15 protein-coding genes are annotated in these 15,321 nt (G+C 40.2%); 10 read left to right on the forward strand and 5 right to left on the reverse strand.

Going from position 1 to position 15,321, the window contains the following annotated elements:
- The first annotated feature begins 26 nt into the window (after window positions 1-26).
- The 3 genes from LBQ60_07785 (at window position 27) to LBQ60_07795 (ending at window position 3,838) form a co-directional block, all read left to right on the forward strand.
- On the forward strand, window positions 27-206 hold the full coding sequence (locus tag LBQ60_07785; protein ID MDR2037807.1) for a hypothetical protein: 180 nt from the start codon (window positions 27-29) through the stop codon (window positions 204-206).
- Between the two features lie 24 nt (window positions 207-230).
- Entirely contained in the window at window positions 231-2,078 is a 1,848-nt protein-coding gene (locus LBQ60_07790; protein MDR2037808.1) for a heparinase II/III family protein, read from the forward strand.
- Window positions 2,079-2,398: 320 nt separating this feature from the next.
- The gene (locus LBQ60_07795; GenBank protein MDR2037809.1) at window positions 2,399-3,838 is read left to right on the forward strand and encodes a glycoside hydrolase family 140 protein; all 1,440 of its coding nucleotides are present in this window, start codon (window positions 2,399-2,401) and stop codon (window positions 3,836-3,838) included.
- A gap of 8 nt (window positions 3,839-3,846) precedes the next feature.
- Here LBQ60_07795 and LBQ60_07800 read toward each other — a convergent pair whose 3' ends face one another.
- The 3 genes from LBQ60_07800 to mltG are packed head-to-tail and all read right to left on the reverse strand — an operon-like array spanning window position 3,847 to window position 6,668.
- Window positions 3,847-4,461, reverse strand: coding sequence for a DUF502 domain-containing protein (locus LBQ60_07800; protein ID MDR2037810.1), 615 nt, complete (start codon window positions 4,459-4,461; stop codon window positions 3,847-3,849).
- A gap of 28 nt (window positions 4,462-4,489) precedes the next feature.
- Complete coding sequence (gene lpxK, locus LBQ60_07805; protein MDR2037811.1) at window positions 4,490-5,569, reverse strand: tetraacyldisaccharide 4'-kinase; 1,080 nt, start codon at window positions 5,567-5,569, stop codon at window positions 4,490-4,492.
- Window positions 5,570-5,621: 52 nt separating this feature from the next.
- Window positions 5,622-6,668, reverse strand: coding sequence for an endolytic transglycosylase MltG (gene mltG / locus LBQ60_07810; protein ID MDR2037812.1), 1,047 nt, complete (start codon window positions 6,666-6,668; stop codon window positions 5,622-5,624).
- 140 nt (window positions 6,669-6,808) lie between these two features.
- Between mltG and LBQ60_07815 the strand changes: the two genes are divergently transcribed.
- The 7 genes from LBQ60_07815 (at window position 6,809) to LBQ60_07845 (ending at window position 12,997) form a co-directional block, all read left to right on the forward strand.
- Complete coding sequence (locus LBQ60_07815; GenBank protein ID MDR2037813.1) at window positions 6,809-7,276, forward strand: methylglyoxal synthase; 468 nt, start codon at window positions 6,809-6,811, stop codon at window positions 7,274-7,276.
- Window positions 7,277-7,278: 2 nt separating this feature from the next.
- Window positions 7,279-7,824: a hypothetical protein gene (locus tag LBQ60_07820; GenBank protein MDR2037814.1), complete on the forward strand. Its 546-nt coding sequence runs from the start codon at window positions 7,279-7,281 to the stop codon at window positions 7,822-7,824.
- A 2-nt stretch (window positions 7,825-7,826) separates the two neighbouring features.
- The gene (locus tag LBQ60_07825; protein MDR2037815.1) at window positions 7,827-8,498 is read left to right on the forward strand and encodes an outer membrane lipoprotein carrier protein LolA; all 672 of its coding nucleotides are present in this window, start codon (window positions 7,827-7,829) and stop codon (window positions 8,496-8,498) included.
- Window positions 8,499-8,922: 424 nt separating this feature from the next.
- On the forward strand, window positions 8,923-10,125 hold the full coding sequence (locus LBQ60_07830) for an insulinase family protein (GenBank protein MDR2037816.1): 1,203 nt from the start codon (window positions 8,923-8,925) through the stop codon (window positions 10,123-10,125).
- 2 nt (window positions 10,126-10,127) lie between these two features.
- Window positions 10,128-10,757 (forward strand): O-methyltransferase, encoded by a 630-nt coding sequence (locus LBQ60_07835; protein MDR2037817.1) that lies wholly within the window; start codon window positions 10,128-10,130, stop codon window positions 10,755-10,757.
- A 115-nt stretch (window positions 10,758-10,872) separates the two neighbouring features.
- Window positions 10,873-11,751 (forward strand): MerR family transcriptional regulator, encoded by an 879-nt coding sequence (locus LBQ60_07840; GenBank protein MDR2037818.1) that lies wholly within the window; start codon window positions 10,873-10,875, stop codon window positions 11,749-11,751.
- Window positions 11,752-11,755: 4 nt separating this feature from the next.
- Window positions 11,756-12,997: a SpoIID/LytB domain-containing protein gene (locus tag LBQ60_07845; protein ID MDR2037819.1), complete on the forward strand. Its 1,242-nt coding sequence runs from the start codon at window positions 11,756-11,758 to the stop codon at window positions 12,995-12,997.
- A 68-nt stretch (window positions 12,998-13,065) separates the two neighbouring features.
- Here LBQ60_07845 and LBQ60_07850 read toward each other — a convergent pair whose 3' ends face one another.
- Window positions 13,066-14,325 carry a phosphoglycerate kinase gene (locus LBQ60_07850; GenBank protein ID MDR2037820.1) on the reverse strand — a complete coding sequence of 420 codons (1,260 nt, stop codon included), beginning with the start codon at window positions 14,323-14,325 and terminating at the stop codon, window positions 13,066-13,068.
- A 93-nt stretch (window positions 14,326-14,418) separates the two neighbouring features.
- A partial coding sequence (gene thiL, locus LBQ60_07855) for a thiamine-phosphate kinase (GenBank protein ID MDR2037821.1) occupies window positions 14,419-15,321 on the reverse strand: 903 nt, incomplete at its 5' end.

The raw sequence follows: 15,321 nt of genomic DNA on the forward strand, positions 1-15,321 counted from the left end.
TGGATCTTTTTGAAATATTGGTGAAGATGAAAACAAAAGTCTTGATTTTTTGGATATTTTTTCTTTTTCCGGGGCTTATTCAGGCACAGGTTGACTGGCGATCCATCACTACCGTGAATGATGTCTGTACAGCGTTCCCCGAACAGGTCAAATCACTTTTTGAAGCCATTGACCTGGACCATTCCGGACTGAAAGATGTGAAATAGGCATATCATTCCGGAAATCTGGTACTGGCCTCTGACCGGTTGATGATGTACTATTCAAAATCTGACCGTGTGATTCCCGGAAAGGATTTGCCGCCGGCTTCTGATCAACCCCATCCTGTTGCTGATACAATTTTACAGGATATCTATTCATTTCAGGGGGTAAAAGGAAAGGTTCCCCGGCTTCCGGACGGACATCTGGATTGGGATCATCGTGGACCTCAAAATGATGTAGAGTGGGCATGGGCAATGAACCGTCATTATCCCGTTCAGGATCTTGTTGACGCCTATTTTAAAACGGGGTATGTGAAATATATCCCATATATCGATGAATTTGTCAGAAGCTGGATCATCAAGAGCTGGCCTTACCCTGCAAAATCAAGTCGAACAGCCATGTGGCGGGGACTGGAAGTCAGTTTTCGTGTAAAAACATGGGCGAAAGTATTTTATGATCTGTGGAATACGGAAATGATCACTCCGGCTACCCGTTTGCTCATACTTATCAGTTTGCCCCAGCATGCCCATTATGCGCGTAATTTTCATGCCGGAGGAAACTGGTTGACGATGGAGATCTCCGGATTGGCGACAGTAGCCAGTGCCTGGCCTGAGTTCAGGGATGCACCCGGATGGATGGAATATTCGATGAACACCATGGTTGCCAGTATGAAAGAACAGGTTTATCCGGATGGCGTCCAGAACGAATTATCATCTTCATACCATAATGTGGCATTATCGAATTTCAGCCAGTTTGCTGATATCTGTAAAAGAGCAGGTGTTCCTATGCCTGAATATTATACCCGTACACTGGTGGATATGTGGAACTACCTGGGATGGACCATTCGTCCCAATGGGACCGGATTGTTAAATAATGATTCGGATCTGAACTTCAACCGAGAAAAAGTACTTCGTGCAGCCGAGAAATATAATAGTCTGGAGTGGAAGTATATTGCATCAAACGGAAAAGAGGGTACAATGCCGCTCAGTGGCGCTTCCTGCGTTTTTCCATGGGCAGGCCACCTGATTTCCCGAAGTGGCTTCGATCCTGATGCACATTGGCTGTTCTTTGATATGGGGCCATGGGGTACCGGGCACCAGCATAATGATAAATTACATATTTCCGTATCGGCCTACGGTCGCGATTTATTGGTAGACGCAGGACGATTTGCCTATAATGGCACTGTTGCGGATAAATTCAGAAAGTATGCATTAGGCTCACAGGGACATAATGTAGTTCTGGTGGATGGTAAAGGGCAAGCTCCGGGGCCTAGGAAAACAGAAACGCCGCTCAATGAAGATCATTATTTTACCGGGCCGGATTTTGACTATGGTAGCGAATCCATGAATACTTTTGCAGGACTGGAAGGCAGATTTTCCCACACCCGTTCGGTACTTTATGTCAAAGGAAAATTCTGGGTGGTAGCTGATTATCTGAAAACAAACCGCCCGAGAGATATTGATGTACTTTGGCATTGGCACCCGGAATGTAAGGTCGGCACAGGAAAAGACGGTTCTGTATATACCATGAATGGATATGGAAACCTGAAAATAATACCAGTAGGTGTGGAAAACTGGAACCCGGAACAGGTGAAAGGGCAGGAAATACCGGATATACAAGGATGGTACAGTCGTACTTACAATACCTATGAACCTAATTTTACAACGGTTTATTCGAAAGAAATCGATAGGGATGCTGTCTTTGTATGGATCTTATGGCCGTTTGAGAAAGAAATACCCGAACTGAAAACATCCGTCTTTTCAAAAAATGCTGATGGGGTTACAGTTAAGATAGCAAATCCTGCAGAAAAAGATGCTTGGGATGTGTATATCCCATTTCTGAACAAACGAGGAGTAAAAATTACTCATGCAAAAAAGTAAGAGAAAATTATAGCGTTATAAAAAAGAGTTTAATCTATAAGTATATGTCGGAAACTCGTTTGTATTATTTCACTCTTCTTTGCCTTGATGCAAAGAAGCAAAAATCAAGGCTTACGGCAGTCTTGGCTAAAAATCCTCTGTTCCGGGCAAAACAAAATAATTATCTGCGATGAGATCGCTGACGCTAAGTTCGCTGTCGCTCAAACAGATTTTGTTTTTGATGCCCTTCACTTCGGATTTTCTTAACGCCGACTGCCGTGGGCCAATCCCGGTATACTTGAGATATCATTTTAATATAGACTAATTTATATCTAGTACTCATGAGGAATATTCTATCTTTATCTTTGGTGATATGTCTGATATGCCTGGTTCCTTGCCGGGCACAATGGAAGGGAAAACCGGTTGATTTCATCAATGGGAAATTACAGGTATCTCCCAATAAACGTTTTATACAGCATAAAAACGGAGTCCCTTTCTTTTACCTTGGCGATACAGCGTGGGAGTTATTCCACAGGCTGGACAGGGAAGAAGTTGATATATATATGACAGACAGGGCAAATAAAGGATATACTGTGATACAGGCGGTTGCCATAGCGGAACTGGACGGTCATAAAGTGCCTAATGCTTATGGGCATCTGCCGTTTGAACAGGATCCGGCGAAACCACTTGTCAAGGAAGGGCCGGACAATGATTACTGGGATCATGTAGATTATGTCGTTGATAAAGCCAATCAAATGGGAATGTACATTGGTTTACTTCCCACCTGGGGGCGTTACTGGCATGATGAAAAACCTTTGTTCCGGCCGGAAAATGCCTTTGTATATGGTGAATTTTTAGGGAAAAGGTATAAAGACAAACAAGTGATCTGGATATTGGGAGGTGACCGTACTGTGGACAATGACCGTCATCGTGAAACGATCAGATCCATGGCTCGTGGTATCAAAAAAGGAGACGGGGGGACACACCTGGTTACTTTTCATCCCCGGGGAAGCCGGGGATCTGCAGAATCTTTCCACAATGAAGAATGGCTTGATTTTAACATGCGGCAGAATGGCCACAATACCGAATATTCCAATAACTACAGTAAAACATTGGATGATTATAACAGGAAGCCGGAAAAACCAGTGTTGGATGGAGAACCTCTGTACGAAGACCATCCGTTGTCTTTCAATGCACCCCGTTTAGGTCATTCTGTAGCTGTAGATGTCCGGAGGGCCCTTTATTGGAATTTATTCGACGGTACTTTCGGACATACTTACGGCCATCATTCCGTTTGGCAGATGTATGACCCCGGGAAAAAACGAGCTCCTGTGAACCAGCCGTTGATGCCATGGAAAGAAGCCATACAGCAACCCGGTGCGGAACAGATGATGTATGGCCGGTTATTGATGGAATCAAGGCCGTTTTTGACAAGGATACCTGATCCTTCTATCATTGTTACCGGTGAAGTAGCTACTTCTATCCCCGGAGAAGGACGTTATCGTTTCGTCGCTACCAGGGATGTTTCGGGAACCTATGCGATGGTATATGTTCCGGTAGGCCGTGAATTTAAAGTCCGAACAGATGTAATCAAAGGTAAGGAAATAAAGGCCTGGTGGTTTAATCCCCGTAACGGAAAGTCTACTAAAATTGCAACTTTCAATAATGATGGCCGGCCACGTACCTTTATTTCTCCTGATAAAGGAGAATTAACAGACTGGGTGCTGGTACTGGATGATACTGCTTATAAATATCCGGCACCAGGGAGTCCGAAGAAATAAAAGGGATGTTATTCCTTATTCGGGGTAATCTTGGCAATACCTCCTGTTACAATAAATTTCATGGCATCTTTTGGAGGAATATCCAGCGGGGTGATATTTTCGGCGGGAACGATGAATAGTTCTCCTGAAAAGTTGTATGAATGAGGGAAATATACCGCGACTTTTCCTTTCAGGTTCAGTTCGGAAAGATCATCCTGGGTAATAAAGCCCATTTTTTCCATATCGGCAGATCTGTTAACCTTCACGAGAACCGGATGGGTGAATTTTCTTTCTTTTCCTACGAAGGCAGAGAAAAAATCCTTGATACTAGTATAAATCGTCTGTAAAAGAGGAGCCTGGTTCAGCAAACGTGTCATCTGTTTTTTGATAGGCTGGGCAATTACAGTTTGTCCGACAAACCCCAATAGGGTAATGATCAATAAAATGGCTACCAATCCAAGTCCCGGGATATAGATGCCAAAAAGGTTTTGTATGGTGGTATGTAATAACCCGTCAATAAAACCAAATAAAGTATAAATAATAAACAGGGTAATCCCTAATGGAGCAATGTACAGCAAACCCTGGAGAAAATAGTTGATCAACTGGCGTAGTACTTTGCGTTGTTTTGTTTTTGTCTCTGTCATTTTTGTAAATTTAAAGTTGATGGGTTGGTCAATCTGTTTTTTGATCGGAGGAGTGCAACAAATGTTTTTTTATTCTTTGCATTACATCTCCTTCAAATATTTCTTTCGAATTTCTCGGAAAACCAATGGTTATCGGAATATAATACATATGTGCTTTTATCGGTTCCGGAATATCCATGGTACGCAAACGCACAGCATCTTTTTCTGTGGTCAGCAATAATTTTTCCGGAACATTTAAACCCTGCCATTTTTCAGTAATATCCCGGATATCTTTTTCTGTATAGGAGTGATGGTCCGGATATGTCATCACATGCATATTTCCCGTATAAGAACTGATGTGGATTTCCAAAGGTTTTGGCGCTGCGATACCGGTAACCAATAATACAGCATATTTTCCGGAAGTAGTAATTCGATTACCGGGATATATTGGTTGAGGAAGTCCGTATGTGATATTTGTGAAATAAATTTCTTTGGGGCTTATTTGAGAATAATGATGCTTGATGACAAATTGTTCTTCCTCCGAAATTTTCGGCGGGGATTTGGTAACGATCATTATATCCGCCCTCTTGGCAGAACTAGCCCATTCCCGCATTCGTCCTCCGGGAAGCATGTCGTCCCGGTATAACGGACGGTGATAATCGGTCAATAAAAAAGACAGTGTAGGGATTATTTTCCTGTATTGAAAAGCGTCATCCAACAGGATGATCTGTAATCCGGGGTGTATTTCCTTCAATTTTTTTATTCCTTCAACCCTGTTTGCGTCAACAGCTACAGGTATATGAGGATATTTTCGCTTTATCTGGCAAGGTTCGTCCCCTATATCAAGAGAAGTAGAGTTGATGTCGGCCAGAACAAATCCTTTTGTTTTTCGCTTATACCCGCGACTAAGTACAGCTACCTTATATTCTTCCGATAACAGTTGGATCAGGTATTCTACATGTGGAGTTTTCCCGGTTCCGCCGACAGTAATATTTCCGACACTGATCACACAAATATCCGTGTAACATGTTGCCGGTATCAGTTTCCAGTCATATAGCTTATTACGCAAATAAGTAATTCCCCCATAGAGCAAGGAAAACGGAAAAAGTAATATACGTAGAAATATCATTGTTATCTGGTATAATAAAGGATCACATTAACAACCATTATTCGCTTTTCGCCTATTTATAAATTTTTAATTTATTCAAAGCCCGTTGATATGCCTGGGCATTACGGTTGTGTTGTTCAAGAGTTCGGGCAAAACTATGGTAACCGGATAAGTCATCTTTGGCACAGAAATACAGGTAATCGCTTTTTTGATAATCCAGTACGGCATCCAGTGATGCGATAGACGGGATGCAAATCGGTCCCGGGGGCAATCCTTTATACTTATAAGTATTATAAGGAGAATCGATTTCTTTATGCTTGTTCAATACCCGTTTGATCATGAAATCTCCGGCGGCAAACTTTACAGTAGGGTCGGCTTGTAGTAACATCCCCTTTTGTATACGGTTGATATATACTCCTGCCATGGTCGGTTTTTCACTGTTCATCTGTGTTTCCTCCTCGATGATGGAGGCAAGGATACTCACTTCTGTCGGGGTCATGTTTATCTCACGCGCTTTTTTCTTCCGGCTGTCATTCCAGAAACGGGTATGTTCTTTTTCCATGCGTTCCATAAAACCCTGTGCAGAAGTATTCCAAAAGAATTCGTATGTATTCGGAATAAAGAGACTCAATACCGTTTGAGGGTTGAGTTTGTACTTAAGCAGGTAAACACTGTCGGAAAGCAATGTAACAATATCCGTTGAATCAGCTTCGATATTTTCAGATACCACTCCCGCTAACTGAGTTCCTAGACGGATATTATTGAATGTCACTTTTACGGGAATTTGCCTTCCTGAGCGAAGCATCCTTACCAGGTTGATGTTATTCATACCATCCGTTAACCGGTAACGACCGGCTTTTAACGTGTTCGGGTAATTCATTTTTTCTGCGACGCAGCGAAATGACCTCATATCCTGGAGACCGGTCTCAGAAAGCAGGATACATACATCATCATAAGTGGATCCGGTAGGGATAAAGAAAAAAGGTGAGTCTTCATTAACGGTCAGGTTCGGTTTATAGACACGCTGGTATACGGTATATCCGAAAATTCCTACAGTGATCAGTAAAACTAATAATGCAGTAAAAAGTATTTTTGAAGAACGTTTTTTTAAAAAAGCCATATTCTTAACAATTATTTTATGACAAAATTATACAGAATTACCAAAAAAAACAGATTTTTGCATGAGTTTTGTTCTATATAATAAAATAGGATGAGGCTGGAGCTATAATATGTGTAATAAAAAATGATAATCATTGTTAAATGGATAAAATAAAAAGGATTGCTTTGGTAGCTCATGATAACAGAAAATTGGATCTGATAGAGTGGGTGAATTGGAATTGGGAGATATTGGTGAAGCACCGGCTGATTTGTACCGGAACAACGGGAAGATTAGTTGAAGAGGCCTTGTCTGAGAAAAAACAACAAAATAACAATACGCGTACTACTCACATCGTTAAACTAAAATCTGGTCCCTTAGGAGGCGATCAGCAAATGGGGGCGATGATTTCCGACGGCGATATTGATATTCTCATTTTTTTCTGGGATCCGATGCAACCTCAACCGCATGATGTAGATGTAAAGGCGTTGTCGCGTATTGCCGTATTATATAATGTGGTTACGGCGGATAACCGTGCTACAGCGGATTTTGTCATATCTTCACCTTTGTTTGAAGGCCATTATAAGCCCATTATCAAAGATTATGGCAGTTACATTAACCGGGAGCTGTAAATATGATCTTACCATCCAGGATATATGTTTTATGTGCGCTCGTATTCTTTTCCTGTGCGGGGGTATCAAACAGTGAGTTGACCCGTGCTAAGACCATTGCGCAGAGTAAAGAACAATTCGCGGCGAATCCGTTCGGTTTTGAAATAACAGTCGATAATTTTCAACATCACTATGGAAATATACTTAAACAGGAATATTATCTGATTACTAATCAGGAAAATGAACTTGCTGTTAAAATATACTGGTTCCATAAAGGAAAGACAGAAATACGTATTACTCAAACAGACAGATTGATGTCTGCAGATATTTATGATACTAAAATAAAACTTAAAAATGACATACATGTCGGATTGAGCAGGAAAGAATTTTTCTGGAAATTTACAGACTGGATGTATGACAGCGCTGATTCTTTGACCTTATTTTCCGCAGATGCCGGTTGCACTTTTACCTTTGTTTTTTCGAAAGATAAGCTTAAATCAATACATATTGAGAACAGGCAATCGCAATTGGACCGGCTTCGGCGAAACCTTATTTCAACAATTATATAAACATGGTACATTTTATTCAGGTCGGTTTTCTTTTGATTTGTTCTGTCTTTTCCTTATACGGACAAACAGATGCTCGTTCACAAAAAATTATGGATGAGGTGGTTGACAAATTTAAATCTTATGCTGGCGTACAAGTCGATTTTTCTTTAACCATAACAAATTTACAGGACAATTCCGAAGAGGAACAAAAAGGTAAAATTTGGCTTAAAAATGAAAAATATAAACTGGAGCTTCCTGACAATATCTTGTTTTTTGACGGAACAAAGCTTTATCAATATTATCCGGATGTTAATGAAGTAAATATTAACCAGCCTGACCTGGAAGAGGTTAATGATGACGAAGATATTCAGTTGCTTCATCCCCAAACGATTTTTAACTTGTCTTCAAAAAAGTTTAAAAGTAATTTGGTAAAAGAAAGTACACAATACAACCGGCCCGTTTATGAAATTGACCTGTATCCGGTACAGCTGAAAACTACCAAATATTCCCGCATCCGTTTATACATCGAAAGAAATAAATTACAAATTGTTTATTTAAAGGCATTTTTGAAGGATGGTACACAGTATACAATCACTTTTTCTCCATATAATGTGACGAATGCCTTACCCGATACTTTTTTTACTTTTGATAAATCAAAACATCCGGGGGTGGAAATCATAGATCTGACCCTTTAATCAGCTTGTTTGTGGAATGAGATGCCTTTTTGCCGAAACAAATATTTATTTAAGAAACGAATAGAAGTTGACTAAAAAAGATAAACAAAAATATATTTTATTTATTTTGTAATGAGAATGATTGAAATATATCGTTAATATCGAATAAAACATATAACTTTGCAGCGAAGAAATAAAAAAGTTCATCTGGAAATATACTGATTTGTATCGTATTTGTTGTTTTTTGAAATTAGACGTCAGTTTTTTTGTTTTATATTTGAAAAAAACGCTTTTACACCAGTTGGCATATAAAATGGTTTTTGTAGTTGGATGATAAACGAAGATCATATTTTGATGGTCAGTAAAAAGAAAATGCTAGATGTGCCTTGAAACAAAACTTTCAAAATTATCGAATCGAATTCTTTTTTCGGAAGTCTTATTTGAAATGCATGAGCTAAAGAATGGTATCCGTTTGATACATCAGCATACAGATTCGCCGGTAGCATATAGTGCATTAATGATCAATGCGGGGTCACGCGATGAATTGAATCATGAAATCGGAGCAGCTCATCTGGCGGAGCATTTAATTTTTAAGGAGACGCATAAGCGTAAAGCATATCATATCCTCAATCGACTTGAAAATGTGGGTGGGGATCTGAATGCTTATACGACCAAGGAAGATACATGTATTCATGCTGCTTTTCTCAATGAACATTATGCCCGGGCCCTTGAGTTATTCAGCGATATTGTGTTCGGCCATAAAATAACGAAAGATGCTTTCGACATAGAAAAGAAAGTAGTCTCGGATGAAATCAAGTCATATATGGATAACCCTTCCGAGATGATTTTTGATCATTTTGACGAACTTTTATTTTCCGGACATCCATTGGGTAATAGTACGTTAGGAACTATTCAGCAAATCAAAAAGATAAATATCCCATCAGTTGAACAATTCATATCCAGAAATTATATTCCCGGACAAATTGTTATATCATCGGTGGGTAATATACCTTTTAAACGGCTGGTGTATTTTGTTGAGAAATATATGTCTCATTATCCACCCGGTACAAAGGAGGTATCCCGTCAAGTTCCGGCCGTTGCACCTTCTTTTTCCGTATCCTGTAACAAGAAAAATCACCAGGTACATTGTATAATGGGAAGGACATGTGAAAGTTCCGACCGGAAGTTCCGGATAGCTATGACCATGTTGACCAACCTGTTGGGTGGCCCGGGAATGAATACCCGATTAAATATGTCGATGAGAGAGCGTAATGGCTGGGTTTATCATGTAGAGGCTTCCTACACACCTTATTCGGATGTGGGGGTATTCAACATTTATTTTGGAACCGACAAGATCTATCTGGATCAATGCTTATCGCAGGTCAAACGGGAGTTGGCCAAACTTAAGAATACATTGTTAAAGGATAGTCAGTTAAAAAAGTTGCAGCAACAGATCATCGGACAACTGGCGATCGGTTCGGATAACAGCGACGCTAGGATGTTGTCCAATGGGAAAAGCCTGCTCATGTATCATCATGTAGATAACCTGCAGGATATATGCAAGCAGATTATCGATATTGATGCCCGCTATCTGAATGATGTGGCTAACAGGGTATTCGATCACCTAAATATCTTGGTATATCAATAATTATGAAAGAAGCATTACAGGAATATATATATCACCATTTAGGGCCGGAAAGTGAATTATTGTCTGAACTTTATCGCCAAACGCACCTTCGTGTACTGTATCCGGAAATGGTATCCGGTCATGAGCAAGGACGTTTACTTAGTATGATCAGTCATATGGTACGACCTGAACGAATACTGGAAATCGGTACATTTACCGGTTATTCGGCCATTTGTTTGGCGGAAGGATTGCCACCTCAGGGACGTTTGTATACCATAGATAAGAATGACGAATTAAAAGAAATGTCGGATACTTTTTTTAGAAAAGCCGGGTTACAAGAGAAAATTGTTTCTTATATCGGAGATGCCCTTGAGATCATTCCCAGGATAGATGATTTATTTGACCTTGTTTTCATCGATGCTGCAAAAAAAGAATATCTGGAATATTATCATGCTGTATTCGATAAGGTCAAACAGGGTGGATATATCCTTGTAGATAATATATTGTGGTATAATAAAATATATGACCATCAGATTCAGGATGCCACTACGGAAAAACTGAGAATATTCAATGATTTTGTGCGTAAAGACGAGCGGGTAGAAAAAGCAATCATTGAAAACAGGGATGGGCTATTTATTTTACGTAAAAAATGAACAATTTACCTGTAATTATTGTTTTATGATAAATCTACCACATTAAACATCAATGATATAATATAGTGTAATCTTAGAATAAACCTAATCAATAACCTCTAAATAAATTAAGATCATGCCTAATTATTCCATTAAAGACCTTGAAAACCTTACGGGAATTCAAGCACATACAATAAGGATCTGGGAACAGAGATATAAACTTCTTTCTCCGGAACGGACGCCTACAAACATCCGGATATATTCTGATAAAGATTTACGGAAGTTACTCAGTGTGGCTTTATTGAACAATAATGGTTTGAAAATTTCCAAAATCGCTAAATTATCTGATACAGACGTCGCGGAAGCAGTGCTTCGGCTGGCTGAAAGTACCGATAGCAATCTCGAAAATCATATCAATACATTAAAGTTGATTATGATTGAAATGAATGAAGCCAAATTCGAAAAATTATTCAGCCATTTGGTGTTACAGATGGGCTTTGAAGAAACCATCATGCGGGTTTTTGTCCCATTTTTCAAAAGATTGGCCTATTTATGGCAAACCGAATCCGTATCCCTTATACAGATATATTTTATTTCTTCGTTGTTCAAGCAAAAACTATATGTTGCCATCGACGGGTTAACTACGGCAGAAGCTGTCGATAAAAAGACATTTATATTGTTTCTCCCTAAGACGGAATTTCTGGATAATAATTTGATTTTCTGTAATTATCTTTCGAGGAAAGCAGGTCACAAAGTATATTATTTTGGAGTCTCTTCTCCAGCAGATGAAATCATAGACTTGTTACAGAAAAATCCGGGATGTTACCTGATTTCAGTAGTCAGTATGGCACAGATCGATGTAACGGCCTATTATAATAAAATACTGGCAGCTTGTAACGATGGTCAGCAATTAGTTGTTTCAGGAAACCAGGCTAATATTATCAAAATTTCTGATCCCCGGTTCACTTATTTCGAAGATTTAGCCGATTACAAGAAAATGTTGGATAACCTGTAATTTGGTGATCTGGTATCGTTCTGGTATATTTGTAAAAAATCAGGATGAGGAATTGTTGATGTTTATGGGCTGGAAAAAATATATTTGGATCACAGCACTACTAGGTATGCTTACTGTCTGTGGCTATGTTTCAGCTCGTCCGATCAGTGTCAGTTTATATAACAATTCACAAATCCAGACAGTAGTAATAAGCGCCTATAACACTCCTCTGACGGTTTCCCAGAATAATGTCGATCAATATATCATTGCTGGTGGACAGGCTGTTTATGCTGCTTTATACGGGCAGAAAATAATCCTCAGTAATGAAAAAGGGGTCATTGGTTCTTATGATCGTTTAACTATCCGGGGAGATGATTCGTTATCTGTAGTTCGGCTGAAACCGGTGTCTCCTATGTCGGAATCACGTAATTTTGAGGATGTTATATGTCTTTATCCGGATAACGGGCGGCTCAGGTTGATCAACAGGGTGGAGGAGAACAGGTATATTTCCGGGGTAATTGAAGCAGAAACAGGTGCAGGACGTACGGAAGAGTTTTATAAAGCCAAAGCTGTTATTTGCCGTACATATCTGTATGGCCATATCCAGCGCCACGGATCTGAGAATTTCCACTTATGCGACGAAACACATTGCCAGGCCTATAAAGGGCAATGCCGTCATAGCGACCTGATACGTTCGGCAGTAAATGCAACCGGGGATATTATCCTTACAGATAAGGAAAATGCGAAACCCATACTGGCCACTTATCATTCCAATTGCGGGGGAGAAACGGAGTCTGCAAAGAATGCATGGCAAACCAATATGCCCTATTTGATCCCTGTTACTGATCCGCATTGTACGGAACTACCCAATGCCCGATGGCAAAAGACGATCTCCCTGGATGATTGGATCGCTTACTTAATAAAAAACGGTTTCAACCCGGATCCAAATGTAGTAACCGATTTTAGTTTTCAACAGGTACACCGGGTTCCGGACTATTCGGTAAATAATTTTTCATTGCCTGTAAAGCAGATACGGAATGATTGGCAGTTACGTTCTACTTTTTTTAATGTGTCGTTGCTGGATGGACAGGTTGTGCTTGACGGAAGAGGTTACGGGCACGGAGTGGGATTATGTCAGGAAGGGGCTATGGAGATGGGTAAAAAAGGGTATAAATATGACGAGATCATCAGTTTTTACTATAAGTATGTAAATCTGGTCCCGGTTTCAACCATACAGATTGAAATTCCCGATTTCTCTATGAGATAAACAGGATATTGTCATAAAACAATAAAAGCTGCCGATCGGCAGCTTTTATTGTTTTATTTATGGAGAGATTATCCGCGTATCGCTTTAATACCCGGTAATTCCTTTCCTTCCATATATTCAAGCATGGCACCACCACCGGTAGATACATAACTCACTTTATCAGCCAGTTTGTTTTTATTAATGGCTGCAACAGAATCCCCGCCGCCGATCAAAGAGAACGCACCGTTGGCAGTTGCTTTAGCGACAGCCTGTGCAATGGCGGATGTTCCTTTTGAGAATTTCTCAAATTCGAAAACACCCATCGGACCATTCCAGAGAACTGTTTTGGAATTGGCGATCACATCACTGAATGTTTTGATGGTTTCTTCTCCGATGTCTAATCCCATCCATCCGTCAGGTGTTTCATTTACCTTCGAAATTTTCGTATTGGCATTAGCATCAAAAGCATCAGCATTTAAAGCATCGGTAGGCAAATAAACATTGACACCTTTTTCCTTTGCTTTTTTCAGGATATCCAACGCCAGATCCAGCTTATCTTCTTCACACAATGACTTACCGATCTTTCCGCCTTGCGCCTTGATAAAGGTATAAGTCATACCTCCGCCAATGATCAGGTTTTGAACACGGTTCAACAGGTTTTCAATGATCAGTATTTTGTCGGAAACTTTAGCGCCACCCATAATAGCGGTAAATGGTTCTTCGCTGGAATTCAATACCGTATCCATAGCCTTTAATTCGCTATTGATCAAATATCCGAACATTTTATTTTCCGTAGAAAAACTATCGGCAATAATGGCTGTTGAAGCATGGGCGCGATGTGCAGTACCGAATGCATCATTCACATATACATCGGCATAACCGGCAAGCTGTTTCGCAAAAGCTTTCTGTTTTTCTTTCAATTCAGCCTTTGCCGCCTTCTTTTCTTCATCGGTGGCTGTATCAGGGAGACGTGGCTTCCCTTCTTCTTCAGCGTAAAAACGAAGGTTTTCGAGCAATAATACTTCACCCGGTTTTAAAGCCGCAGCTTTTGTTTTGGCACTTTCTCCCATACAATCGTCGGCGAATTCGACATTTTTGCCCAACAATTCAGACAAGCGTCCGATCACATGTTTAAGGGAATATTTTTCTTCCACACCTTTAGGACGTCCCAGGTGTGACATTAAGATCACAGAACCGCCATCGGATAAAATTTTATTGATGGTAGGTAATGCTCCACGGATACGGGTATCGTCGGTTACCACAAATGTCTGTTTGTCTAACGGTACATTGAAATCAACCCTGACAATGGCCTTTTTACCTTTGAAATTGTATTTGTCAATTGTTTGCATGATATGTATTGTTTTTAGAAATGCAAATTTAGATTTTTTTCAGGATAATCAGAAATAATCCCTTTTCCTGGTCTAAAATATTTCCGGCAAGCTTTATTTCCAACCTTGCGCCTGGATCGTTATCTTGTTGCCGGTTTCTGTTATCAGGTTACATCCATCCTCTTCATCGACAATGTATCCGATAATAGATATGTCATCTTGCCCGATCACTTTTTCATAATCGGAGACAGCTACTGTAAATAATAATTCATAATCTTCACCGCCATTCAAGGCGACAATCAGTGGTTCCAGGTAAAATTCCTCTGCAGCTCCAACGGTTTCATCTGCAATAGGAATTTTATGGTGATGGATTTCACAACCAACACCTGATGCGGAACAGATATGCAATAGATCGGAGGATAAGCCGTCGGTGATGTCGATCATGGCTGTAGGTGTGATCTTTGAAGCGGCCATGAATTCTATGATGTCTTTGCGGGCATGTGGTCTTAACTGGCGTCCCACCAAATATTCATATTCATCCAGGTTTGGTTGTATTGAGGGATCATCTGAAAATATCTTCTTTTCCCGTTCCAGTATCTGCAGACCCATATAGGCAGCTCCCAGGTTTCCGGATACACAGATCAGGTCTCCTTTTCCGGCGGTATTTCGGTAAGTTATTTTCGGAAGTTCGGCTTTTCCTATAGCCGTTATATTAATTGAAAGCCCGGTAAGGGAAGGGTTGGTATCGCCACCAACCAGATCTACCTGATAATGTTCGCATGCGTGCTGTAATCCGGAATAAAAAAGTTCAAGCGATTCAACGGAGAATTTGGAAGAAATGCCTATAGACACCAACAATTGTTGTGGAATAGCATTCATGGCATAGATGTCGGATATTCCGGCCACTGCAGCTTTGTATCCCAGATGTTGCATCGGAGTATATGTGAGGTCGAAGTCCGTGCCTTCCAGTAACATATCGGTGCTTACGGCCAAAGCCGTTTCCTGATAACGGAGAAT

It is taken from the genome of Bacteroidales bacterium (assembly GCA_031275285.1).
In the GTDB taxonomy this organism is placed as follows: domain Bacteria; phylum Bacteroidota; class Bacteroidia; order Bacteroidales; family UBA4181; genus JAIRLS01.

Bases quoted from the DNA above. Each gene is read 5' to 3' on its own strand.
- LBQ60_07785 (MDR2037807.1), top strand. From the start codon at position 27: ATGAAAACAAAAGTCTTGATTTTTTGGATATTTTTTCTTTTTCCGGGG.
- LBQ60_07795 (MDR2037809.1), top strand. From the start codon at position 2,399: ATGAGGAATATTCTATCTTTATCTTTGGTGATATGTCTGATATGCCTG.
- LBQ60_07800 (MDR2037810.1), bottom strand. From the start codon at position 4,461: ATGACAGAGACAAAAACAAAACAACGCAAAGTACTACGCCAGTTGATC.
- lpxK (MDR2037811.1), bottom strand. From the start codon at position 5,569: ATGATATTTCTACGTATATTACTTTTTCCGTTTTCCTTGCTCTATGGG.
- mltG (MDR2037812.1), bottom strand. From the start codon at position 6,668: ATGGCTTTTTTAAAAAAACGTTCTTCAAAAATACTTTTTACTGCATTA.
- LBQ60_07815 (MDR2037813.1), top strand. From the start codon at position 6,809: ATGGATAAAATAAAAAGGATTGCTTTGGTAGCTCATGATAACAGAAAA.
- LBQ60_07820 (MDR2037814.1), top strand. From the start codon at position 7,279: ATGATCTTACCATCCAGGATATATGTTTTATGTGCGCTCGTATTCTTT.
- LBQ60_07825 (MDR2037815.1), top strand. From the start codon at position 7,827: ATGGTACATTTTATTCAGGTCGGTTTTCTTTTGATTTGTTCTGTCTTT.
- LBQ60_07830 (MDR2037816.1), top strand. From the start codon at position 8,923: ATGCATGAGCTAAAGAATGGTATCCGTTTGATACATCAGCATACAGAT.
- LBQ60_07835 (MDR2037817.1), top strand. From the start codon at position 10,128: ATGAAAGAAGCATTACAGGAATATATATATCACCATTTAGGGCCGGAA.
- LBQ60_07840 (MDR2037818.1), top strand. From the start codon at position 10,873: ATGCCTAATTATTCCATTAAAGACCTTGAAAACCTTACGGGAATTCAA.
- LBQ60_07850 (MDR2037820.1), bottom strand. From the start codon at position 14,325: ATGCAAACAATTGACAAATACAATTTCAAAGGTAAAAAGGCCATTGTC.